Source organism: Pseudomonas sp. NY15354, from assembly GCF_048068075.1.
GTDB classification, from domain to species: Bacteria; Pseudomonadota; Gammaproteobacteria; order Pseudomonadales; family Pseudomonadaceae; genus Aquipseudomonas; species Aquipseudomonas guariconensis_C.
The window spans coordinates 276,218-297,713 of record NZ_JBLUPV010000002.1 but is presented as its reverse complement, the minus strand read 5'-3'; the positions used below and the strand labels follow the sequence as shown (position 1 = coordinate 297,713).

Here is a 21,496-nt window from a genome sequence, read left to right as displayed (position 1 = left end):
TCACCCGCGAACGGGCATCAGCGCCAGCGCCGGAAGATCAACGAGGTGTTCACGCCGCCGAAGGCGAAGTTGTTGTTCATCACATGTTCATGGCTCATGGCGCGCATGCCACCGCGCAGGTAGTCCAGCTCGGCGCAGCGAGGGTCGATGTCATCGAGGTTCAGGGTGTGCACGTACTGGTCGCGATTCATCATCTCGATGCTGAACCAGGACTCCAGCGCGCCACAGGCACCCAAGGTGTGGCCGAGGAAGCTCTTTTGCGAGCTGATCGGCATGCGCGGGCCGAACAGCTCGTGGGTGGCCAGGGTCTCGGCGATGTCGCCCTGTTCGGTGGCAGTGCCATGGCCGTTGACGTAGCCAATGGCCTCGGCGGGCAGGCCGGCGTCTTCGAGCGCCAACTCCATTGCCCGGCGCATGGTGAGCTGCTCGGGGCGGGTGATGTGCTGGCCATCGGCGTTGCTGCCAAAGCCGACGATCTCGGCATGGATGTGCGCACCTCGGGCCAGGGCATGTGCCAGTTCTTCCAGCACCAGCATGCCGCCGCCTTCACCGACCACCAGCCCGTCCCGTGCACGGTCATAGGGGCGAGGGGTCAGTGAAGGCGTGTCGTTTTTCAGGCTGGTCGCATACAGGGCGTCGAACACCATCGCCTCGCTGGGGCACAGCTCCTCGGCACCGCCTGCCAGCATCAGCGGCAGGCGCCCGAACTTGATTGCCTCGTAGGCGTAGCCGATACCCTGGCTGCCACTGGTGCAGGCGCTTGAGGTAGGGATCAGGCGCCCGGTCAGGCCGAAGAAAATGCTGATGTTGGCGGCAGTGGTGTGCGGCATCATGCGCACGTAGGAATTGGCGTTGAGCCCGTCGGCCTTGGAGTTGAGCAGCATGTTGCCGAAGGCCTTGATCTCTTCGGTGCTACCGATCGATGACCCGCAGGCCACGCCCATGCGCCCGTCGCGGATGCTCGGGTCGCCCAGCAGCCCGGCATCGGCCAGCGCGCGCTCGGCTGCGGCGACCGCCAGCCGTGACACGCGGCCCATGCTGCGCAGCTGCTTGCGCGTCCAGTGCCCTGGCACCTGGAAATCATCGATAGGGCCGGCCAGGCGAGTGTTGAGCTCTTCGAAACGGTCCCATTCGTCCATGCGTCGGATGCCGCTGCGATTGGCGGCGAATTGCGCGGCAATGCTGGCCCAGTCGCTGCCCAGGGCAGCGATGCCGGCCATGCCGGTGACCACGACGCGACGCATCAGCATAACCCTCCATTGACGGCCAGCACCTGACGGGTGATGTAGGCCGCCTCGTGCGACATGAGGAAATTGACCGCGCCGGCCACTTCCTCCGGGGTCCCCATACGTTGGGCAGGAATCATCTTGAGCAGTTCATCGACCGGCACCTGGTCATCGAGCATGTCGGTATCGATCAGCCCCGGTGCCACGCAGTTGACCGTGATACGGCGTTTGCCCAGCTCGATGGCCAGGGCTTTGGCTGCGCCGATCAGGCCTGCCTTGGAGGCGCTGTAGTTGACCTGGCCGCGATTGCCGATCAGCCCGGACACCGAGGTGATGCACACGATCCGACCCGGCGCGCGGCGGCGGATCATCGGCATCATCAGCGGATGCAGGACGTTGTAGAAGCCGTCCAGGTTGGTCCGCATGACCTGGTCCCAGTCGTCCTCACTCAAGGCCGGGAAGGCACCGTCGCGGGTCAGCCCGGCATTGCACACCACCCCATAGTAAGCCCCGTGAGCCTCGACGTCCTCGCCCAGGATGTGGGCACAGGCGGCCCGGTCGGCGACGTCGAACTGCAGGATCCGCGCCTGACGCCCCAGCCCGCGCACCGCGTCTGCGACCGCCTCGGCCTCGTCGCGGCTGCTGCGGCAATGCAGCACCAGGTCGAAGCCTGCGCGTGCCAGGCGCAGGGCAATGGCGCGGCCGATACCGCGGCTGGAACCGGTGACCAGGATGGTGTCAGTCATGGAGAGTTTCCTTCGGGGGCCGCTTCGGCCAGGTAGCTCGCCGCCTGGGGCGGACGGTAGACGTTCAGGCGTGCGCTGGCGTGGATGCCTTCACCGCGCAGATGACATTCGAACACGCCCATGCCGCTCTCGTCTTCGAGCGAGCGCAGGGCATGGATGCGCAGCTCGGCCCCGGCGGGAAACTGCGCGACATCGCATTCGAAGCGACGGGTGCCCAGCAGGAACCCCATCTCCACTTCACGCCCTTCGCGGCGTGCCTGGTACCCGGCATAGGCGGCTACGCTCTGGGCCATCAGCTCCAGCCCCAGCCAGGCGGGCAGACTGCCGTCGGGGCGGTTGAACTGGCCGCCCGGGCGGACCGTTGCGCGGGTATGGATCTCTTCGTCGTTGCAGCTATCGATGGCGTCGATGAGGATCATATCTGCGGCATGCGGCAGCAGTTCGGCCAGTGGCCAGGTGTTCATGGTGCGTCTCCGAGAATCAGGCTGACATTGTTGCCACCGAAGGCGAACGAGTTGCTCATCAGGCGGCGCAGCCCCTGCGAGCGCAGGCGCTGGCTGCCATCGACCAGGTTCAGCGTCGGCAACCGAGGGTCGCGCTGGCCATCCCAGACATGAGGTGGCAACAGGCCCTGTGGATTGTGCCGGCTCAGGGCGAGCCAGCAGAACGCTGCCTCCAGCGCACCGGCGGCGCCCAAGGTGTGGCCGGTCATGGGTTTGCTGGACGAGCAGGGCACGCGATCGCCGAACAGCCCGTGCACGGCGAGGCTCTCCATGGCGTCGTTGTGGACGGTGGCGGTGCCGTGCAGGTTCAGGTAGTCGATCTGCCCAGGCGTGAGGCCGGCATTGTCCAGTGCTTTGCCCATGGCCTGCAAGGCGCCCTTGCCGGTGGGCTCTGGCGCGGAGATATGAAACGCATCGCTGCTGGCGCCTGCGCCGATCAGGGCGATGCCAGGGCCGTCGCCTGAATGCTCGCGGGTCATGAGGAACAGGGCCGCGCCCTCGCCGATGTTGATGCCGTCGCGGTTGACCGAGAAGGGGTTGCAGCGTTGGGCACTGACGGCCTCCAGGGCGCTGAAGCCATTGAGGGTCAGGCCGCACAGGGTGTCCACGCCCCCGCACAGCACGGCATCGCACAGGCCCAGCTCGAGCAGGCGGCGGGCACTGAGCAGGGCACGGGCGCTGGAGGTGCAGGCGGTCGACAACGCATAGGCCGGACCTGACAGTTGCAGCCAGGCGGCCAGGAACGTCGCCGGTGCGCCCAGCGCTTGTTGGTGGTAGTCGTAGTTGTCCGGGAAGCGGCCGGTCCGCAGGTACTGGGCGACGCCGTCGCTGCCTTCGGCGATACCCGAGGTGCTGGTACCCAGCACCACGCCCACCCGCTGCGGGCCATGGCGTTCGATGGCTTGACGGATGACCGGCTCGATCTGCAGCGCCGCGGCATACAGCAGCTGGTTGTTGCGGCTTTGGTGACCGGGCAACGGCAGCTCGGGCAGAGGGCCTGGCACGGCACCGACGGGCAGAGGGTGTCCGGCTACCCAGCCGTCTTGTGGCTGCATGCCGCTGCAGTCGCCGGCAAAGAGTGCGCGAGCGACTTGGGCCTGGCCATGCCCAAGGGCGCAAACCAGGCCCAGGGCGTCGAGGAAGGCGGTCATGGCGTGTTCTCGCTGGGCAAGGGGCTGACTAGATAGCGCAGGCCCTGGCCGAGGTTCAAGGTGAAATCATCCGGGTCTTGGTAGTCCACCTGCCAACGCGTCGGTAAGGAACGCCGCTGGCCGTGCTGGAAGGCGCCGGGATAGAGGTGCAGCAGCTGCGCATCGGGCGTGAGGGCAAAGAGCACGGCGGCGAACAATTCACGGGCGGCCGGGTTGGGCGGCAGCAGACCGTCGGCCTGCCATCGGCTGCCGTCGAGCAGTTGGCGCGCCTGGGGGATGCCCATTGGATCGAGCAGCGACCAACGCAAGCGGCCCTCTTCGCGTTGGATCACCAGCAGCCAGTCCTGGCGTTGGCCGTCCTGCTCGCGCTGCACGTGCAACTGGCGCGGCAGTTCGAGGTCCGGAAGCCGCTCTGGCAGGGGCGCTCGCCCGGCGCAGGCCGCGAGCAGCACGCAAGCCAGCAGGAGCCATGGATGTTTCATGGTTGCCGATGCCCTCCGTCACGCGTCCCGGCCCAGGGCGCCAGGAGAAAACTGAACACCAGGCCCAGGCTGACGGCCAGGCCGAAGTTGCTTACCGCCGGCGTGCTGGAAAGCGCCAGCAGGCCGAACGACAGCCAGGTGGTGAGCGCGGCCAGCAAGGTCCCCAGCAGGCTGACGGCACTGCCGCCGATGCGTTCATGCATCAGGATCGCATAGTCCACGCCGATGGCGGTCACCAGCAGCAGACCGAACAGGCTGAACAGGGTCAGCGGCTGCCCCAGCCAGCCGAGGCTGGCCAGGCTGCACAACGCCGCGAGCAGAGGCAGGGCGACGATGCGCAAGGCGCTGCGCAGGCCGAACGGCAGCATCAGCACCACCAGTATCAAGGCGCACGACAGCAGCTTGAGTTCGGCGGCACTGACCTGGGTGGCGGTGAACAGTTGGTTGAGTTCGCCGAGGCGATCGACCAATTGCACGCCGGGCAAATCCTGGGCTTGCAGGCGCAGCAGCGAGACATCCCCGTGGCCCTGCAGGCTGACGATCGCCGCCACGCCCTGGCCGTCCTGGCCCAGCCACAGGGGCCGCCAGGGCTCGCCCAACGGCCCCTGCAGCACGTCGTCGATCGACAGCGGGGCCAGCGCCTGCAGTTGCGAAAGCTCCGCCTGCAAGGCGTGTTCGGGCACGCCTAGCGCCAGCAACGGCTGCCAATGTCCCGGCAACTGCAGCAGGGTGTGCTGCACCTGTTGCTGCACTGTGGCGCTGGACACCAACTGGCTGAGGGACAGGTAGCCCTTGAGCTTGCCCAGGTCGACCAGCTCATCGAGCTTGCCGCTGAGCGTCTGCAGGCGGTCGAGCAATTGGCTCTGGTCCTCGGCGCGTACGAGGAAGAACTGGCTGGTCGGCTGGTAGCCGGTGATGCGGGCCACGGCCTGGGCCTGTTCGAGCAGTTGCGGCGGGGCGCTGATCCATTGGCGGATGTCGTTGCGGCTTTGCAGTTGCCACAGCCCGGCCACACAGAACACCAGCAGCAAACCGAGCAGCACGACACTGGGCACTTTGCGCAGCAGGCGCTCTCGCAGGTCGGTCATCCCTTGGGTTACCCGCAGCGGCCAGGGGGAGGGGCGCAGGTCCATGTGCTGCAACAGCGCAGGCAGCAGGCAAACGGCGCTCAGGTAGGCGCCCAGCAAGCCTGCGGCGGAAAACGCCGCGATCTGGGTCAACGCCGGGAAGGGTGTGAAGGCCAGGGCCAGGTAGCCGATGCAACTGGTCGCAAGGCTCAAGCTCATGCCTGGCAGGGTCAGGCGCAGTGCGGTCCAGCTGTGCCAGGGGCGCAGGCTCCAGCCCTTGGACAAGTAGTGCAGCGGGTAGTCCACCGCCACGCCGATCAGGCTTGCCCCGAGCACCAGGGTCATCACGTGCATCTGGCCGAACAGCGCGACGCAGGCCACCGAGCCGAACAGCATGCCGACCGCCACCGGTACGAACGCCAATAGCGCGCGCCAGCGCCGCAGTGCCAGCAACAGCAGCAGGAGGATACCTACGGTAGCTCCCCCACCGACCCAGGTGATCTCCCGGCTGGCCTGGCGCTGGCCGGCGGCGGCGTGCAGCAATCCGCTGGCCGCCAGCAGCTGGGCGCCTGCCTGGTCGGCCTGCTGGCGGCCCTGGGCGAGCAGGTCGGCCACCTGCAAGGGCAGGTTCAGGTCGAAGGCATTGCCCACGGTGCGCGCGCGCAACAGTACCCAGTGCTGGCCATCCGACTCGGCCACCAGCGCGCCGCTGGCGGTGTCGAGCTGGACATTGGCGGGCCTGGGCTGGCTGGCCTGGATGCGTCCGCTCAGGCCCAGCCAGTCGTCCTGGCTGGAGACCAGGCTGAAATCTGCAAAGGGATCGACCAGGCTCTGGATGCGCTGCTCGATGAAGGCGTCGGGCTGTTCGGCCAGTTGCTGGCGATCGGTGGCCGAGAGCATCGCCAGGCGCCCTTGCAGGAGCTGCGTACGCACCGCCTGCAGGTCGGTGTGCAGGTTCCACTGCACCTTCTCGAACAGGCCGCTGGCCTGCCACTGCGTGGCCAGGCGCTCGGCCAGGGCGAGCGCCTGCTGGCGATCGGCATGGCCAACCAGCACCAGCATCTCGCGGTTCAGCGGCTCTTGCATGCGCTGTTCGGCGCGCTGCACCAGCGGATCCTGGGTGGCACCCGGGACCAGGGTCATCAGGTCAGAGGACAAGGGCGCTGCGCGGTGCCATTGCCAAGCCGCGAGCGCGAGCATGGCCAGCAGCATGGCCAGCAGCAGGGCGAGGAACAGGCGCGGCAACAGGCGTTCAGTCGGCAAAGTCACGACGCTCCGACTCGCTCAAGGCGGTGGCTGCGCGGCTGTCTTGCATGCGCAGTACCGTGCTGTCGCCCTGGGTTTCGGCCAGGTCGATGCGTTCGACGAAGCGCCCGCCGGTGATATCGATGCGGGTGAAGATCTGCTTGAGCAGCAACGAGCGCGGCGTCAGGCGCAATTGCCAGTGCTCGGCGTCACCGCTCAGGCTCAGCTCGAAGTCGCGTTGCAGGCCGCTGCTGTCACCTTGCAGGACGGCGAAGAACAGGCGGTTTTGCTGCGCGCCGGCGCTGTGGCTGGGCAGCGTCTGCCAGCCAGCCGGATCACGACGGGCGATGCCGCTTGCGGTGATGCGGTAGTCCTGACGCAGCGGGGTACGCAACAGCCAGAGCAAGCCATGGTCGCGTGCCAGGACGAAGCGGCCCTGGCTGGTCAGCGGTTGCACCAGGGCGCGCAGGTGCTTCTCCTGCACGAAGTTCCCGCTGACCACCGCTGGTGCGCTCAGCTGCTTTTGCAGGTCGGCCAGGTCGAAGGCCATCGCTGGAGGGCATGCGAGCAGCACGAGCACGGCGACGAGCAGGCGGTGCAAGCGGTTCATGGCAGCACCTTCGCCACGGCATCGAGCATGACCTGGGGTGAGGCCAACTGCATTTCGCCGCTTTCGATGTGCACTGCGACCTGCACCGTGCTGGCGCGGGTCATGCGTTCGCCGGTGTCCGCGTCGCTGATCAGATAATGGATCTTCAGGCGGCTTTCCCATTCCACCAGGCTGGCGCGCACCTTCAGGCGCTGGCCAAAGGTGGCGCCGCGGATGTAGCGCAATTGCAGGTCGATCACCGGCCACATGTAGCCGCTGGCCTGCATGCGTCGGTAGTCCTGCCCGAGGCGTTCGAGCAGCGCGCAGCGGGCGATCTCCAAGTATTTGACGTAGTGACCGTGCCAGACGACGTGCATGCTGTCCACGTCGAAGAAGGGCACGACGATTTCGCTGTCGACATGGAACACACCGGGGTTACGCATGCAGCCTCCAGTGGCGTTCGCCGATACGCGTCAGGCACAGGCGCAGCTCGTGTTCCAGGGCGCGGTCTTCGGTGACCGGGGCGAAGTCCGCCAGCAGCGCCTGATGCATCTGTGCAAGCGCAGGCGGCAGCGGGGCGGCCTCGGCTTCGCGACCGCGCAGCCAGACGCCCTGATTGGCGGCCAGCAGGGCAGCGGCGGCGACCTGTTCGGTCAGTTGCAGGACGCGCAATGCATCACGGGCGGCGATGGTGCCCATGCTGACTTTGTCCTGGTTGTGGCATTCGGTGGAGCGCGAGAACACGCTGGCCGGCAGGGTCTGCTTGAGGGCTTCGGCGGTCCAGGCACTGGCGCCGATCTGTACGGCCTTGAAGCCATGGTTGAGCATGGCCCGATCGGCCTGGGCGCCGGACAGGTTGCTGGGCAGGCCATGGTTGTAGCGGGTGTCCACCAGCAGGGCGAGCTGGCGATCGAGCAAGTCGGCGACGTTGGCCACCAGTGTCTTGAGGCTGTCCATGGCGAAGGCGATGTGCCCGCCATAGAAATGCCCGCCATGCAGTACCCGCTCGGCGTCGCCATCGATGATCGGGTTGTCGTTGGCGCTGTTGAGCTCGGTCTCGATGAAGCTGCGCAGCCAACCCAGGCTGTCGGCCAGAACGCCCAGCACGTGCGGTGCGCAACGCAGCGAATAGCGGTCCTGCAAGCGGTGCAGGGGCGCGGCAGGGGCATCGATGGCCAGGTCCTGTCGCAGCCAGGCGGCGACCTGGGTCTGGCCCGGGTGCGGTTTGGCGGCGAACAGTCGCTCATCGAAGTGCTCGGGGTTGCCTTGCAGGGCGATGACGTTCAGCGCGGTGATGCGCGTCGCCAGTTGCAGCAGGTAATCGGCACGGGCGTAGGCCTGGCACGCAAGGCCAGTCATCACGGCGGTGCCGTTCATCAGTGCCAGGGCTTCCTTGGGGCGCAGCACCAGGGGTTGCCAGCCCAATTCGCGGTGCACATCCGCGCTGCTGCGGCGCACGCCTTGGTACATCACGTCACGCTCGCCGGAGAGGGTGGCGGCCACGTAGGACAGCGGCGTCAGGTCGCCACTGGCACCGACCGAGCCTTCTTCGGGAATCAGCGGCAGGATGTCGTGGGCGAGAAAATCGCGCAGGCGCTCCAGCAGTTCCAGGCGCACGCCGGACATGCCATGGCACAGCGAGCGCAGGCGCGCCGCCAGCACCGCGCGGGTGGCCGGGGCATCGAGCAACTGGCCCAGGCCGCAACCATGAAAGGTATACAAGTGGCGCGGCAGCGCCTCGACATGTTCCGGGGGCACGGCCACCACGCAGGAGTCGCCGTAGCCGGTGGTGACGCCGTAGATCACGCCTTCCTTGTCCAGCAGGGTGTCCAGGAAACGTGCGCCGCGGGCGATGCGCTCGCGATACGCGACATCGGCCTGCAGCAGCGGGCGGGCGTGGCGCTGGCTGAGGGCCAGAATGTCCTCGATGGCCAGCGGCGTTTCGCCGAAGGTCACGGACTCATGCGGATGCGTCGTCATCGTCGCTCCAGAAAGGGTAGAAGTTGAACCATTGGTCCGGTGCCTGCTGGCAATAATGGCCCAGGCGAGCGGCATACAGTTCGGCCCATTGGGTGATCACCTGCTGGCGCTGGTCGCGGCGCCAGTGCAGTCGCTCGACAAAGGGCTCCAGGGTGATCCGGTAGTGCCCGTCATGCTTGAGACAGAACAGCAGGTTGACCGGACACTTCAAGAGGCCGGCCAGCAGCCATGGCCCCTGGGGAAAGGCCGCCGGGTGGCCGAGGAAGTCCACCTCGACCGTACGCGCGCCATGCAAGGGAATGCGGTCGCCGGCGATCGCCAGCCATTCGCCGTGCTCCAGTCGTTCGGAGAGCTGCAGCATGATCGCCGGGTCCAGCTCGCTGACCTGGATCAGCCGCAGATGGCTGGCGCCGGCCTCGCCGAGCAGGCGGTTGAAGCGTTCGGCATGGCGGGTGTGCACCAGCACGTTCATGCGCACTCGCTCACCCAGCTCGGCCAGCGCACGGCACACCTCGAGATTGCCCAGGTGCGCGCCCACCAGCAGTTGGCCGCGTGTGCCCCGCAGTTGCTGGCGCAGCTGGCCGGGGTCGTGGATTTCGATGTCCTCCAGGCGCAGCTTGCCATTCCAGGCATCGAGCTTGTCCAGCAGGGCATCGGCAAAGGCCATGAACTGGCGAAACACCCGCCAATGGCTGGGCGGCGGCGTTTGGCTGCCACTCCATTGCGACAAGCGCTGCTGGTACTGCCAGGCACTGCGCCGGGCCTTGCGGCCGAACAGGAAGAAGTACAGCACGATGGCGTGGATCAAAGGGCTCAGCAGACGACGACCGAGCAGGCGCGCCAGCACCGCGGTGAGTTTCATCAACCAGAAACTGCCGCGCTCGCGCTGCGCTGCCCAATGCTGCGACCGGTCGCTCATCGACGCCACCTGCGCCAGAGGATCATCGGTGCGCGCAGGAGCATGCCGACGCACAGCTTGGCGTGCATGCGCGAGATCAGGGCGTTGTCGTGGAACAGACGAAAATGCGAGACGCCATCGCTTGGGTAATGCACCCGGGTGGGCAGCCAGCGCATCGGCTGCCCACGCCAGGAAAGACGCACCAGGATTTCGGTGTCGAAGTCCATGCGCCGGCCCAGGCGCACCGAGTCGATCAGTGCCAGGGTCGGCGGCAGGGGGTAGATTCGAAAACCGCACATGGAGTCCGGGATGGCCAGGGACAAGGTGTTGATCCAGACCCAGACGTGGGTCAGGTAGCGGGCGTAGAGCCGGCCCTTGGGCACGCTGGCGTCGTACTGTGGATAACCACACACCAGCGCCTGGGGCTGGGCGCGCGACAGGGCCAGGAAATCCTCGACCGCCGCCAGGTCGTGCTGGCCATCGGCGTCCACCTGCAGGGCATGGCTGAACCCCAGCCGCGCCGCCTCGCGCAAGCCGGCCATCACCGCGCCGCCTTTGCCCTGGTTGAGGTCCAGGCGCACGAGAAAGGTCTGCGGCTGCTGCGCCAGTTCGCGCAGTACCTGGGCACATGCAGGGTGGCTGGCATCGTCCACCAGGATGCAGGGCAACCCGGCGCGCAACAGCTCGGCCACCACTGCGGGTACGGCGCGCTCATGGTTGTACACCGGGATCACCGCGCAGGGGTTATGCACAGGCACGCTCCAGCAAGATGCGGCCGCTGGAACAGGCCTGTTCACCGTTGGTGTAGGTGAAATAGAGCTTGCTGCGCTCGGCATCGAAACGAAGCGTCAACGCCACCTCATCGCCAGGGCGGACCAACTGCTGGAACTTCAGCACTTCCATGCCGGCGAACCGATGCCCTGTGGGGATCAGCGGCGCGGCGAGGTCCATGGCCCAGTCGATCTGCACCACGCCGGGCAGGATCGGCGTGGTCGGGAAGTGCCCGGTGAAGCAGGCCAGGTCCGCCGGGACCGCCAGTTTCAAGTGCAACTGATGGGTATCTTGCTGGGTTTCGAGGACCTGCGGCGCATTGCTGCGTGGCGCCGCCAGCAAGGCCTGCACATCGGCCTGGGGCAGCTTGCCCTGGGCATTGAGCGGAAGCTGGCGCAGCAGGCGCCAGCGCCGGGGTAGAGCCAAGGCCTCGCAGTGCTGGGCCAGATGATCGCGCAGGCCATCGATCAGCGCGCGCCGGCCATGGTTACGCAACTGGTGCAGGCCCACAGGGCTGAGGACCAGCAAGGCGCCGAGGAAGGCGCGCCCCTGCTCGATCATGCCCAGACGCGCCTCGCTGACCCACGCGTGGGTGCACAGGGCCTGCTCCAACCGGGGCAAGGCGATGCGTTTCTCTTCGAGCTTGACGATCCGGTCCAGGCGTCCGAGCAGGCGCACGCGACCATCGGCCTCGATGTGCGCCGCATCGGCGGTGTGTTCCACATGCCCCTCGGGCAGGTAGGGCGAGCTCACGCACAGCGCGCCCTCGGCGCACTGGCTCAAGACGACGCCGGCGAAGGGCGACCAGAGCTCATCGCCTTGGCGCCAGGCGATGCCGCCGGTCTCGGAGCTGCCAAGGATCTCCACGGGCCATTGTCCCAGGCGTTGTTGCAGGCGCAGCGCGGCGTCGGCGGGCAGCTCACCTCCCGATGAGAACACGCGTCGCACCTGGGCCAGGGCCGGCCAGTTCAGGTTGTCACCCATGCGCTTGAGCAGGGCGGGGCTGGCGACCCAGGCAAAGGCTGGCAGGGCCAGGCTGGCCCGTTGCAGGTCCTCTGGGAACGGCAATGGGCGCCGCAGGAATCCGCGCCCGGCGCACAGTGGCCAGAGCACGCGGAACAACAACCCGTAGATGTGCTGCGAGGCGACGCTGCCGATGATCCAGGCATCGCCCAGTTCGGCGCCCCAGCACTGCTCCAGGGCGCGGACCTCGTTGGCCAGCTGTCGCAGGGTCTTGCCGATGAGCTTGGGCTCGCCGCTCGAGCCCGAGGTGCACAGATCGATGCGGCATTGGTCCGGATCAAGGTCGGCTGGCGCCAGCGGCGACGCCTGCAGTGAGGCCAGGTCGAGGTCGCCGGGCTGGTCACTGAGCCACAGCTCGACCTGGTCGTTCCAGCGTAAACGGGTCTGGGGTTGCAGGTCGGCGGGCAGTAGCACCTGGACGCCCGCGCGCCAGGCGCCGAACAGGGCGATGGCAAGTTCGGCGGCGTCCTCCAGATGTACCGCCAGACGGCGCACGCCTCGCTGCTGCAGGCCGGCTGCCAGGCGCAAGGCGGCGTCGCACAAGCCCTCATGGTCCAGGGCCGGCTCCAGGGTCACGGGGCGAGCGACAGCCCGTGGGCGCAACAGGTGCTCGGGATCGATCCAGTTCATGAGCGTCCTCGCACATGTTGTCGTGTCAGCCATTCCGCGGCGAACAGCACCCCCATCGCCAGGTAGGCGATCAGGCCGTTGTACAGGGTCCACCAGCTCAGTGGCGCCCACAAGGTGAGCCCGGCGGCGATCAAGCCGTTGACCACGAAAAACAGGCTCCAGACCTGGGTCACGCGTCGCGTGTAGGTGATGGCCGCAGGCGGCAGGTCAGGCTCGCGCAGCCGGGCCACGCGTTCGATCACGGGCGGGCCGTATTTCAGGCTCGAAGCGAACAGGGCCAGCATGAAGGCATTGACCAGTACCGGATACCAGCGCAGTAGCTGGGCACTGTCGCTCAACGCCAGCACGGTGCAGAACGCCAGGGCCACGGCGGTCATCCCCAGGTTGCCTGGCTTGCGCGCACTGCCCACGGCGCGGGCCAGCCACAGGGCGGCGAGCAGCAGGGCGAACTGCCAGGGCGCGAACCGGGCCAGGCCGAAGTACACGGCGAAGGGATAAAGCACCCCGGCGATGACCAGGGCGAGGCCGAACAGGCGTTTCATGCTGCGGTGTTGACCAGGCGGAAGACCGCTTCGACCACGTCGTTGACAGTACGCACCGACTTGAAGTCTTCGGCGGTGATCTTCTTGCCGGTCTGGCGCTTGATGTGATCGATCAGGTCGATGGCATCGATGCTGTCGATCTCCAGGTCCTGATACAGGTGGGACTCCAGGCTGATGCTGGCCGGATCGAGTTCGAACAGCTCGACGAGGGCGTTGCGCAGGAGGTTGAAGATGTCTTCGCGGTTTTGCATGGTGCGGTCTCAGGCGGCCTGACGGGCAGTGACGAATGCTGCCAGGGTGGCGATATTGGTGAAATGGGCGCGGGTGTCTTTGGCGTCGGCATCGATCTTGATCCCGAACCGTTTCTGCAAGGCCAGGCCGAGCTCCAGGGCGTCCACCGAGTCCAGGCCCAGGCCTTCGCCGAACAGGGGTTGCTGGTCATCGATGTCCTGAGCGTCGATGTCTTCCAGCCCCAGGGCGTCGATGATCAATTGCTTGATATCACGGTGCAGGTCTTGCTGTGGATCGCTCATCTTCGGCGAGCTCCTTGATGAAATACTGATGCAGGTAATCGTTGAGGCGGCGGGAGGCCACCGGTGCCGGGCCCAGCGTGGCGAACGAGGCGGGGTCGATATCGGCACCGACATGCAGGCGAAAATGCACACGCCGGCGCGGAATGCGGTACCAGGGCTCATGTTTGGTCAGCGTGGTAGGGCTGACGCTGATGGTCACGGGTGTGATGATTTTCGCACCGCGCAAGGCGATCGCGGCGGCACCGCGATGAAAGGCCGGGGCATGGCCGGGGGGCGTGCGGGTGCCCTCGGGGAAGATGATCAGCGGCTGGCCTTGGCGCAGGGTGTCGGAGGCGGTTTCTAGCATTTGCATGCTGCCGTCGTTGCCGATGTAGCCTGCCTCGCGTACCGGGCCGCGAGTGAAGGGGTTGTCGAACAGGCTCTGCTTGACCACGCAATTGGCGTTGCGGGCCAGGCCGATGAGGAACACCACGTCGATCAACGAGGGATGGTTGGCGATGATGAGCTGTCCCGGACGGCCCAGGCGTTCGGTGCCGATGACCTCGTAGGTGAGCACGCCGCTGACCTGCATGAAACGAATGAACCGCCAGAACAGCCAGCCGATGGTGCGGCGGGCACGTTGCTGGTGGCGTTCGACGCCACCGGGCAGGCAGGCGAGCAATGGAAACACCAGCACGCGCAGGCACAGGCTGCCTACACCGAACAGGGCAAAGCTCAGTGCGGTCGCCACCAGGCGCCAGGGGTAGGCATCCCGTGGCTTGTTCACGCGAGCCGCTGCCAGTTCCATGAGCGTTGTTTTCCGGGGTGGGTGAGCCTGGCCTGGTCGACGAGCAGGGCGCGCAGCCAGCTCAAGGCATGGGGCAGGTCGCCGGGCGCGGTTTCGCTGCTGGATGTCAGGTCCAACTGCCATTGCTCGCCAGGGGTCAACACAAGGCCTAGGGCATAGGAGAACGGCACATCGTCGATCCAGGGCGTATAGGCCGCTGCCGGCAGCTCTTCGGCGACGATCAACAGCACGGCTGGCGCGCCTTCATCGAGCAGGCCAGCCGCCTCGACGATGCCATGTTCGAAACCGTCGCCGGCCGCGGCCAGGGCGGTCATTTCGCAGGTCTGCCCGCGCAAAATCGACCACAGACCGATCACCGCATTGTGCACGCAGAGGCTGAACTGAGTGGGCGAGAGTGGCTCGCCTTGGGCGAGGTCGCTGAGGATGGAGAAGGTGCGCGGGGTTTCACCATGGCGCGAAACGTACACCAGCGGCAGCGATTCGTACCCTTCGGCAAGTGGCCAACCGACGGCGAACGCCATGCGGGCCAAGGGGCTCAGACGCCGGCGCTGCATGGCCGGCAGAAAGGACACGTCCGGCACCTGGCTTTCGCCTGGCGACAAGGATTCACCGTCGGCCCACGTACGCCAGTCGGCAGGCGTGTGCAGGCCAGGGGCCCAGGCGCGCCATTGGCTGATGTTGAAAGTGATCACGATGTGGTTGTTCCCGCCCTGGGGGCGTCCTTGGCGTCGGAGTGGCTCGGAGCGGCCTGAGGGATTCACACTCGCCGAGTGGCGCGCATTATCCCGGTGCAGGCGACCGCTAGCAAATACGCCTTGGACAATGACGAATGGCACAACGCTCTGGCTAGTCGGCCAGCTCCGATCGTTTACCCGCGGTTTCCGATGAACGGTTACGAAGGTTATCGGCACCGGGGTAGGAAAGGTTGAGCGGGCGGTACTGGTCATTGTCGCTCGCCGGACACATACTCGGGCATTCGTTGATACACGGAGGTCTTCCATGCGGCGCGTGGTGTTCAATCAGAAAGGTGGCGTGGGCAAGTCGAGCATCGCCTGCAACCTGGCAGCGGTCAGTGCCAGTGAAGGCTATCGGACCCTGTTGATCGACCTGGATGCCCAGGCCAACTCCACCCAGTACCTCACCGGGCTGACCGGCGAGGACATTCCCATGGGCATCGCCGATTTCTTCAAGCAGACCCTCTCCAGCGGGCCGTTCGCCAAGAAGAACAAGGTCGATATCTACGAAACGCCGTTCGACAACCTGCACGTAGTCACCGCGACCCCGGAATTGGCCGACCTTCAGCCCAAGCTCGAGGCCAAGCACAAGATCAACAAGCTGCGCAAACTGCTCGATGAGCTGGACGAGGACTACGAACGGATCTACCTCGATACCCCGCCTGCGCTCAACTTCTATGCTGTTTCTGCGTTGATCGCTGCCGATCGCGTGCTCATTCCCTTCGATTGCGACAGTTTCTCGCGCCAGGCGCTGTATGGCCTGCTTGCCGAGATCGAGGAACTCAAGGACGACCACAATGAAGACCTGTTGGTCGAAGGCATCGTCGTCAATCAGTTCCAGTCACGCGCCAGCTTGCCGCAGCAGATGCTCGACGAACTGCTGGCCGAAGGCCTGCCGGTGTTGCCGGTGTACCTGGCCAGTTCGGTGAAGATGCGTGAATCCCACCATGCCAGCTTGCCGCTGATCCACCTGGAGCCCCGGCACAAGCTGACCCAGCAGTTCGTCGAGCTGCACGCGCTGCTCGAAGAGAACGCCTAGTAGACTCCCTGGCTGCGCAGCCACTCCAGCAAAGACTGGAGTGGGAACGCGCCGGCCTGGCGGGTGACTTCACGACCGTTTTTGAACAGGATCAGGCTGGGGATCGAGCGGATGCCCAACTGGCCGGCGAGGTTGCGGTTGGCCTCGCTGTCCAGCTTGGCCAGGCGGCAGCGCCCGGCGAGCTGGCGGGCCGCTTGTTCGAACACCGGGGCGAAGGATTTGCACGGCCCGCACCAGTGCGCCCAAACGTCCAGCAGCAGGGGCACGTCGCCTTTGATCTGGCTGGCGTAGTTGCGCTCGTCGAGGTCGAACGGCGTGGCCAGCAGGACCTCTTGTTTGCAACGCCCGCACTTGGGGTGGTCGCCCAGGCGTTCGGCGGGCAGGCGGTTGAGGCCGTTGCAGTGGGGGCAGGGGATCAGCATTGGGTCGGACATGGTGTTTCCTCTTCAAGTCTTGCGCGCCCCTTGTAGGAGCAGCCTTGTGCCGCGATGGGGCGCGAAGCGGTCCTGATCCGGTAAACGCGTTTTTCCTGATGCACCGCGTTCGCTGGTCCTAGGGCCGCTGCGCGCCCCATCGCGGCACAAGGCCGCTCCTACAGGAGTAGGTGATCTTCAGGATGAGCAGCTGATTTCCAGGTGCTTGCCCCACTCGGGCGGACGCTCGGCGTAGGCCTGCATCCCGGGTTGTTCTTCGAATGGATTGCTCAGCACCTGATGCAACCGCCGCACTTCGCTGTAGTCCCCGGCTTCGGCCGCTTCGATGGCTTTTTGTGCCAGGTAGTTGCGCAGGATGTACAGCGGGTTGACCGCCTGCATGCGCGCGCGCCGGCCTTCGGCGTTAGCGGGCTCGCGCTGGCAGCGGGCCAGGTAGTCATCGGCCCAGGCGTCGAAACCGGCCAGGTCGATGAAGTCGTCGCGCACCACCTTGAGGGCGTCGGCCACGGGTTGCTCGCCGAGCTTGCGGAAGAACAGGGTGTAGTCCACGCCGCCGCTCTGCATGCGTTGCAGCAGGCGCTCCACCAGGGCCATGTCGCCGTCCTCGGCAGTCGTGAAGCCCAGGCGCCGGCGCATCAGGTCCAGGTAGTGGGCCTGGTACAGCGGCAGGAACAGGCCCAACGCCTCCTTGAGCGGTTCGACCTCGATCACTGTGGTCAGGGCTTGTGCCAGGGCGCTCAGGTTCCAGTGGGCGATGGGCACCTGATTGGCGTAGCTGTAGCGGCCACGGTCATCGGAGTGGTTGCAGATGAAGTTGGCGTCGAAGTCGTCGAGGAAGGCGTAGGGGCCGAAGTCGAAGGTGATGCCCAGGATCGACATGTTGTCGGTGTTCATCACGCCATGGCAGAAGCCATAGGCCTGCCAGCGGGCGATCAGCTCGGCGTTGCGTTCGACGATGGTGCGGAACATGGCCAGGTAGGGCTGCTCGGCGTCCCGACATTCGGGGTAGTGCTGTTCCAGCACGTGGTCGATGAGTTGACGCTGCTGCTCTGGCTGGCGGGTGTAGTAGAAGTATTCGAAGTGACCGAAGCGCACATGGCTCTGGGCCAGGCGCAGGAGCATCGCGGCGCTCTCGCGGGTTTCACGCCACACCGGGGTGCTCGAGCCGATCACGCACAATGCGCGGCTGCTGGGAATGCCCAGGGCCTGAAGTGCCTCGGAAGCGAGGAACTCGCGGATCGAGGAGCGCAGCACGGCACGGCCATCGCCCATGCGCGAGTAGGGGGTCTGCCCGGCGCCCTTGAGGTGCAGGTCCCAGTGCTCGCCGGCGTCGTTGAGCACTTCGCCCAGCAGCAGGCCACGGCCGTCGCCCAGGCGCGGGTTGTAGGAGCCGAACTGGTGCCCGGAGTAGACCATCGCCCGCGGCTCGGCCTCTTCCCACAGCTTGTGGCCACTGAACAGCTCGGCGAACACCGGCAGTTCGGCCTGGGCTGGGTCGAGGTCGAGCAGGGCCATGGCCGATTCGCTGGCGACCACCACGCGTGGCTCGGCGATCGGGTCGGGCAGGACCTCGGTGGAGAAGGCATCGCCCAGGCGGGCGAAGCGGTTATCGAAGGTCAGTTCGTCGAGGGCTTTCACAGGCCGGCTCCTGGGATCGGGGAGTAGGGGCCGCGTTGCGGCCCTTCGCGGGTAACCCCCCACAGGTCCAGCGCTGTGCCTGTAGGAGCGGGTTTACCCGCGAACGAGGGCGTAGCCCTCGCAAGGGTTGTGCACAGAATAAAGTATTCGAGTGCACTCAGGCCGGTGCAGTGCCATCCGGTTTCGGGTTTTCCACCGGAATCAACTGCTGCTTGCCGCCTTGCATGTCCATCAGGAACACCTCGACCTGGCGCACCGAGATCTTGATGTTGTGCGCCTTGAACTCGCGGTTGATGTAGCGGTTGATCTCATCCAGCGTCGGGTTGCGGTCGCCCAGGTCACGGACGTGCATGCGCAGTTCATGGTCCAGCGAGCTTTCGCCGAAGTTGAGGAAGTACACGATCGGCTCGGGGTCCTTGAGCACCCGTGGGTTTTCATGGGCGCCCTTGAGCAGCAGATCACGCACCAGGTCCAGGTCCGAGCCGTAGTCGATGCCCAGCTTGAGGGTGACGCGGGTGACGGTGTCGGTCAGCGACCAGTTGATCAGTTGGCCGGTGATGAAGGTCTTGTTGGGGACGATGATGTCCTTGCGGTCGAAGTCGGTGATGGTGGTGGCGCGAATGCGGATTTTGCTCACCGTGCCGGACAGGTTGCCGATGGTGATGGTGTCGCCGATGCGCACCGGACGTTCGAACAGGATCATGATGCCCGAGATGAAGTTGGCGAAGATCTCCTGCATGCCAAAGCCCAGGCCCACCGACAGGGCCGCCACCAGCCATTGCAGCTTGTCCCAGCTCACCCCGAGGGTCGACAGGGTGCTGACGATGCCGACGCCGACGATGGTGTATGACAGCAGCGTGGTCGTGGCGTAGGCGCTGCCCTGGGCCAGGTTCAGGCGCGACAGCACCAGCACCTCCAACAGGCCTGGCAAGTTGCCGGCCAGGGCGAAGGTGATGCCGACGATCACCAGCGCGCCGAGCAGGTCGCCCAGGCTGATCGGCACCATGCTGGCCGCCGCACCCGTGCCGCTGGTGTACTCGTAGAGGGTGAAGTTGTTGAGGTAGGCGAATACCGAGATCAGGTCCGACCAGACCCAGTACAGGCCGGCAATGAAGCCGCCGAGCAGGGCCAGGCGGATCAGGCGCAAGGACTGCTGGTTGACCTGTTCGATGTCCAGGGTCGGCTCTTCGACGATCACTTCGCCGTCCAGCCCTTCCTTGGCGGCCTGGCGTTTGCTCAGGGCGCGCTGGTAGGCCAGGCGCCGGGCCGCAACCGAGAGCCCACGGACGAAGGCCGCCTCGATCACCAGCCAGAACAACAGCAGGTAGAGGGTGTAGATGAGCCGGTCGGTGAGCTTGAGGGCGGTGTAGTAGTAGCCGAAGCACACGGCTACGAACAGTGCGATGGGCAGGGCCGTGAAGGCCACCCCGACCGCCCTGCGGAACAGCGAGGTGTCCCGGTGCGCGGGGCTGCTCAGCAGCAGGCGGCTGAGCAGCCAGGCCATCAGGGCATAGCAGGTCAGCACCACGCCGATGCCAAGCACGTCATCGGCCAGGGCCGACGGCTGGTGTTCGGCCACCGCCACCACGCCCACCAGGGCCAGCACCACGGTGCCCAGCCGACGGACCCAGCCACGCAGGAACTCGACCTGCGGCTTGTGCCAGCGGAAGTGGATCTCGGCCACCCCGCCCGGCGCGAGGATGCGATAGGCGGTGTAGAACACCAGCCAGGCCTGGGCGATCTGCCACAGGGCGGCGCCCAGGTTGGCGTTCTGGCCGCGGGCGTCGATCTGCAGGGCATAGCTGCCCAGGGCCAAGGCCAGGGCGACCGGCAAGGCCAGGAGAATGTTGATCAGGATCGCCTGGGGCGTGTGCCACTGGCTGTCGCGACGGAAATGGCCGATGTCCTGGTGAACCTTGCCCAGGCGCTGATACAGGTACTTGCGTCGCCACAGCAGTGCGCCGATCACCAGCAACAGTGGCAGGAACAACAGCGGGCGTTGCGCCAGGCCGTCGGTCAGCTCCTTGAGGCCCGAACCCCAGGGCAGGTTGGCGACCTGGTCGGCAAGCCGCTCGGGCACATGGCTCAGCCATTCCCAGTCCAGCGGCTTGTTGCTGGGAATCCAGAACATCTGCTCTTCGAGGGTGGTGCGCAGGCTCTGGGCGGTGCTGAGCAGTTGCTTCTGGTTCAGCTGCAGCGTGATGGACTCGTTGAGCAATGCCGAGAGCTCACGGTTCAAGCGCTCGAGCAGGTCGCTGCGGGTGATCACCACCTCCAGCAAGGCCTTGCGCAGCTGTGGCGTGGCCTCTTCCTCGGGTTGGGCGGCCAGCAGCTTGTCGACGTAGATCGAGGGGCTGCTCATCTGCTCGCGCTGCTGGTTGATCTCGAACTGATAGAGGCGAATGTCGGCGATCTGGTCAGCCAGGTTGCGATCGACCTTCAGGTGCGGCAACGCCTGTTTTTGCTTGTAGAGGATCTTGGACAGCAGCAGGCTGCCCTTGAGCACGTCGATCTGCTCGTCCAGCGCCTGGTCGGCCTGGGTCAGGCTGTCCAGTTGCTGCTTGGTGCGCAGGTTCTGCTGGGTGACCTCGTTGAGCCGGTCGGTGCTCTTGAGCAGGTAGTCGGAAAGCTTGACGTTGGCGGTGCTCTCGGTGGCCAGCAAGGTGCTGCTGCCGGCCTTCTGCGCTTCGAGCGATTGTTGGGTGACGGTCTGCTGGGATTGGGCCAGGCGCTTGTCGTTGATCAGTGTCTGCAGCTCCTGGATTTCCTGTTCCAGGCGCGCGGCGCGCTCGATCAGCAGGTCATGGCGGGCATTGCCCAGATCCTGCAACTGGCTATTGCTGGTCATTTCCTGACGACGCAGGGCCATGCGCGCATTGAGCGAGGCGAGCTCGGCATTGAGCTGGTTGCGCTGGTCGGCGGAGATCGGCTTGCCGCCATCCTTGCCCGACTTGAGGCTGTTGTTGATCTGCTGGACGCGGGTCTGGCTGCTGCTGATCTCGGCCTGGGCCCGCTCAGGGCGGGTCTGGGAGTTGATGATCAGGCTGTTGGCTTCGGACAGCGCTTTTTGCAGTTCGCCTTGCTGGGTGCTGCGCTCGCTGAGCATCTGCTCGAGCTGCGGGACGGCCAGGTTGGCGTAGCGCTCGGCCACTGGCAGGGTCTTGCTTTGCTTGAGCTTGGTCAGTTCGCGTTGACCGTCACGGATCTCGTTGGGCGCGCCGGCCAGTTGTTGCTTGAGTTCGGCGAGTTTCTTCTCGCTGTCTTCTTTGCTGGCGAGCAGGGCCAGGGTCTGCTCGAGCACTTGCTGCAGGGCCTTCTGCTCGGCTTCCGGGAGTTTGCGCTCGGCGATCTTGTCGAGGCTGTGCTGGACGCTGGCGGTGGTCGGGGCCTCGGCCGCCGTGACGGCGAACGAGAGGGACAGACACAGCCCGAGCAGGGCTGCGCGGAGGGACACACGCAGGGACATAGGCAGAATTCT

The 21,496-nt window shown here is 66.0% G+C and carries 21 protein-coding genes; 1 reads left to right on the top strand and 20 read right to left on the bottom strand.

The genetic code is table 11. From position 1 onward, the window contains the following. Positions 1-17 precede the first annotated feature (17 nt). From ACNFCH_RS03250 to ACNFCH_RS03170, 17 genes are read right to left on the bottom strand one after another with little or no spacing between them, the layout of a single operon-like run. Positions 18-1,244 (bottom strand): beta-ketoacyl-ACP synthase, encoded by a 1,227-nt coding sequence (locus ACNFCH_RS03250; protein ID WP_416742222.1) that lies wholly within the window; start codon positions 1,242-1,244, stop codon positions 18-20. After that, positions 1,244-1,972 carry a 3-oxoacyl-ACP reductase FabG gene (fabG, locus tag ACNFCH_RS03245; protein ID WP_416742221.1) on the bottom strand — a complete coding sequence of 243 codons (729 nt, stop codon included), beginning with the start codon at positions 1,970-1,972 and terminating at the stop codon, positions 1,244-1,246. Before fabG ends, ACNFCH_RS03250 begins: the two co-directional genes overlap by 1 nt. Further along, on the bottom strand, positions 1,969-2,436 hold the full coding sequence (locus tag ACNFCH_RS03240; RefSeq protein ID WP_416742220.1) for a 3-hydroxylacyl-ACP dehydratase: 468 nt from the start codon (positions 2,434-2,436) through the stop codon (positions 1,969-1,971). The genes fabG and ACNFCH_RS03240 overlap by 4 nt, the downstream gene beginning before the upstream one ends. Continuing rightward, positions 2,433-3,626 (bottom strand): beta-ketoacyl-[acyl-carrier-protein] synthase family protein, encoded by a 1,194-nt coding sequence (locus ACNFCH_RS03235; protein WP_416742219.1) that lies wholly within the window; start codon positions 3,624-3,626, stop codon positions 2,433-2,435. The genes ACNFCH_RS03240 and ACNFCH_RS03235 overlap by 4 nt, the downstream gene beginning before the upstream one ends. Further along, positions 3,623-4,108 carry a hypothetical protein gene (locus ACNFCH_RS03230; protein WP_416742218.1) on the bottom strand — a complete coding sequence of 162 codons (486 nt, stop codon included), beginning with the start codon at positions 4,106-4,108 and terminating at the stop codon, positions 3,623-3,625. The genes ACNFCH_RS03235 and ACNFCH_RS03230 overlap by 4 nt, the downstream gene beginning before the upstream one ends. Further along, on the bottom strand, positions 4,105-6,444 hold the full coding sequence (locus ACNFCH_RS03225) for an MMPL family transporter (protein WP_416742217.1): 2,340 nt from the start codon (positions 6,442-6,444) through the stop codon (positions 4,105-4,107). The genes ACNFCH_RS03230 and ACNFCH_RS03225 overlap by 4 nt, the downstream gene beginning before the upstream one ends. Then, positions 6,428-7,030 (bottom strand): outer membrane lipoprotein carrier protein LolA, encoded by a 603-nt coding sequence (locus tag ACNFCH_RS03220; RefSeq protein WP_416742216.1) that lies wholly within the window; start codon positions 7,028-7,030, stop codon positions 6,428-6,430. Before ACNFCH_RS03220 ends, ACNFCH_RS03225 begins: the two co-directional genes overlap by 17 nt. Then, positions 7,027-7,452, bottom strand: coding sequence for an acyl-CoA thioesterase (locus ACNFCH_RS03215; protein WP_337156848.1), 426 nt, complete (start codon positions 7,450-7,452; stop codon positions 7,027-7,029). Before ACNFCH_RS03215 ends, ACNFCH_RS03220 begins: the two co-directional genes overlap by 4 nt. Beyond that, a complete protein-coding gene (locus ACNFCH_RS03210; protein ID WP_337156847.1) occupies positions 7,445-8,989 on the bottom strand; it encodes an aromatic amino acid ammonia-lyase in 1,545 nt (514 codons plus the stop codon). Before ACNFCH_RS03210 ends, ACNFCH_RS03215 begins: the two co-directional genes overlap by 8 nt. Further along, positions 8,970-9,908, bottom strand: a complete 939-nt coding sequence (locus ACNFCH_RS03205) for a glycosyl transferase (RefSeq protein ID WP_416742215.1) — start codon at positions 9,906-9,908, stop codon at positions 8,970-8,972. The genes ACNFCH_RS03210 and ACNFCH_RS03205 overlap by 20 nt, the downstream gene beginning before the upstream one ends. Next, the gene (locus ACNFCH_RS03200; protein WP_337156845.1) at positions 9,905-10,639 is read right to left on the bottom strand and encodes a glycosyltransferase family 2 protein; all 735 of its coding nucleotides are present in this window, start codon (positions 10,637-10,639) and stop codon (positions 9,905-9,907) included. The genes ACNFCH_RS03205 and ACNFCH_RS03200 overlap by 4 nt, the downstream gene beginning before the upstream one ends. Beyond that, on the bottom strand, positions 10,632-12,311 hold the full coding sequence (locus ACNFCH_RS03195) for an AMP-binding protein (protein WP_337156843.1): 1,680 nt from the start codon (positions 12,309-12,311) through the stop codon (positions 10,632-10,634). Before ACNFCH_RS03195 ends, ACNFCH_RS03200 begins: the two co-directional genes overlap by 8 nt. Beyond that, positions 12,308-12,853, bottom strand: a complete 546-nt coding sequence (locus ACNFCH_RS03190; RefSeq protein WP_337156841.1) for a hypothetical protein — start codon at positions 12,851-12,853, stop codon at positions 12,308-12,310. The genes ACNFCH_RS03195 and ACNFCH_RS03190 overlap by 4 nt, the downstream gene beginning before the upstream one ends. Then, on the bottom strand, positions 12,850-13,104 hold the full coding sequence (locus tag ACNFCH_RS03185) for an acyl carrier protein (protein WP_070091934.1): 255 nt from the start codon (positions 13,102-13,104) through the stop codon (positions 12,850-12,852). Before ACNFCH_RS03185 ends, ACNFCH_RS03190 begins: the two co-directional genes overlap by 4 nt. A gap of 9 nt (positions 13,105-13,113) precedes the next feature. Next, positions 13,114-13,386 carry a phosphopantetheine-binding protein gene (locus tag ACNFCH_RS03180; RefSeq protein WP_337156837.1) on the bottom strand — a complete coding sequence of 91 codons (273 nt, stop codon included), beginning with the start codon at positions 13,384-13,386 and terminating at the stop codon, positions 13,114-13,116. Beyond that, a complete protein-coding gene (locus tag ACNFCH_RS03175) occupies positions 13,355-14,173 on the bottom strand; it encodes a lysophospholipid acyltransferase family protein (RefSeq protein WP_337156835.1) in 819 nt (272 codons plus the stop codon). Before ACNFCH_RS03175 ends, ACNFCH_RS03180 begins: the two co-directional genes overlap by 32 nt. Further along, positions 14,149-14,865, bottom strand: a complete 717-nt coding sequence (locus ACNFCH_RS03170; RefSeq protein ID WP_337156833.1) for a beta-ketoacyl synthase chain length factor — start codon at positions 14,863-14,865, stop codon at positions 14,149-14,151. The genes ACNFCH_RS03175 and ACNFCH_RS03170 overlap by 25 nt, the downstream gene beginning before the upstream one ends. A 307-nt stretch (positions 14,866-15,172) precedes the next feature. Here ACNFCH_RS03170 and ACNFCH_RS03165 point away from each other — a divergent pair, with 307 nt between their 5' ends. Next, positions 15,173-15,946: a ParA family protein gene (locus tag ACNFCH_RS03165; protein WP_099593922.1), complete on the top strand. Its 774-nt coding sequence runs from the start codon at positions 15,173-15,175 to the stop codon at positions 15,944-15,946. Here ACNFCH_RS03165 and trxC read toward each other — a convergent pair. The 3 genes from trxC to mscK all read right to left on the bottom strand — a co-directional run bounded on the left by trxC (position 15,943) and on the right by mscK (position 21,484). Then, on the bottom strand, positions 15,943-16,380 hold the full coding sequence (gene trxC, locus ACNFCH_RS03160; RefSeq protein WP_337156832.1) for a thioredoxin TrxC: 438 nt from the start codon (positions 16,378-16,380) through the stop codon (positions 15,943-15,945). The genes ACNFCH_RS03165 and trxC overlap by 4 nt on opposite strands. A 177-nt stretch (positions 16,381-16,557) precedes the next feature. After that, positions 16,558-18,018 carry a protein adenylyltransferase SelO gene (gene selO / locus ACNFCH_RS03155; RefSeq protein ID WP_416742214.1) on the bottom strand — a complete coding sequence of 487 codons (1,461 nt, stop codon included), beginning with the start codon at positions 18,016-18,018 and terminating at the stop codon, positions 16,558-16,560. A gap of 157 nt (positions 18,019-18,175) precedes the next feature. Next, positions 18,176-21,484, bottom strand: coding sequence for a mechanosensitive channel MscK (gene mscK / locus ACNFCH_RS03150; protein WP_416742213.1), 3,309 nt, complete (start codon positions 21,482-21,484; stop codon positions 18,176-18,178). Between the last annotated feature and the right edge of the window lie 12 nt (positions 21,485-21,496).

What these genes read in the sequence shown, in the direction of transcription:
- fabG (WP_416742221.1), bottom strand. Translation starts at nt 1,972, where the DNA reads ATGACTGACACCATCCTGGTCACCGGTTCCAGCCGCGGTATCGGCCGC.
- trxC (WP_337156832.1), bottom strand. Translation starts at nt 16,380, where the DNA reads ATGTCCGACCCAATGCTGATCCCCTGCCCCCACTGCAACGGCCTCAAC.
- ACNFCH_RS03195 (WP_337156843.1), bottom strand. Translation starts at nt 12,311, where the DNA reads ATGAACTGGATCGATCCCGAGCACCTGTTGCGCCCACGGGCTGTCGCT.
- ACNFCH_RS03190 (WP_337156841.1), bottom strand. Translation starts at nt 12,853, where the DNA reads ATGAAACGCCTGTTCGGCCTCGCCCTGGTCATCGCCGGGGTGCTTTAT.
- ACNFCH_RS03240 (WP_416742220.1), bottom strand. Translation starts at nt 2,436, where the DNA reads ATGAACACCTGGCCACTGGCCGAACTGCTGCCGCATGCCGCAGATATG.
- ACNFCH_RS03235 (WP_416742219.1), bottom strand. Translation starts at nt 3,626, where the DNA reads ATGACCGCCTTCCTCGACGCCCTGGGCCTGGTTTGCGCCCTTGGGCAT.
- ACNFCH_RS03250 (WP_416742222.1), bottom strand. Translation starts at nt 1,244, where the DNA reads ATGCGTCGCGTCGTGGTCACCGGCATGGCCGGCATCGCTGCCCTGGGC.
- mscK (WP_416742213.1), bottom strand. Translation starts at nt 21,484, where the DNA reads ATGTCCCTGCGTGTGTCCCTCCGCGCAGCCCTGCTCGGGCTGTGTCTG.
- ACNFCH_RS03175 (WP_337156835.1), bottom strand. Translation starts at nt 14,173, where the DNA reads ATGGAACTGGCAGCGGCTCGCGTGAACAAGCCACGGGATGCCTACCCC.
- ACNFCH_RS03205 (WP_416742215.1), bottom strand. Translation starts at nt 9,908, where the DNA reads ATGAGCGACCGGTCGCAGCATTGGGCAGCGCAGCGCGAGCGCGGCAGT.
- ACNFCH_RS03185 (WP_070091934.1), bottom strand. Translation starts at nt 13,104, where the DNA reads ATGCAAAACCGCGAAGACATCTTCAACCTCCTGCGCAACGCCCTCGTC.
- ACNFCH_RS03165 (WP_099593922.1), top strand. Translation starts at nt 15,173, where the DNA reads ATGCGGCGCGTGGTGTTCAATCAGAAAGGTGGCGTGGGCAAGTCGAGC.
- ACNFCH_RS03210 (WP_337156847.1), bottom strand. Translation starts at nt 8,989, where the DNA reads ATGACGACGCATCCGCATGAGTCCGTGACCTTCGGCGAAACGCCGCTG.
- ACNFCH_RS03215 (WP_337156848.1), bottom strand. Translation starts at nt 7,452, where the DNA reads ATGCGTAACCCCGGTGTGTTCCATGTCGACAGCGAAATCGTCGTGCCC.
- ACNFCH_RS03220 (WP_416742216.1), bottom strand. Translation starts at nt 7,030, where the DNA reads ATGAACCGCTTGCACCGCCTGCTCGTCGCCGTGCTCGTGCTGCTCGCA.
- ACNFCH_RS03180 (WP_337156837.1), bottom strand. Translation starts at nt 13,386, where the DNA reads ATGAGCGATCCACAGCAAGACCTGCACCGTGATATCAAGCAATTGATC.
- ACNFCH_RS03230 (WP_416742218.1), bottom strand. Translation starts at nt 4,108, where the DNA reads ATGAAACATCCATGGCTCCTGCTGGCTTGCGTGCTGCTCGCGGCCTGC.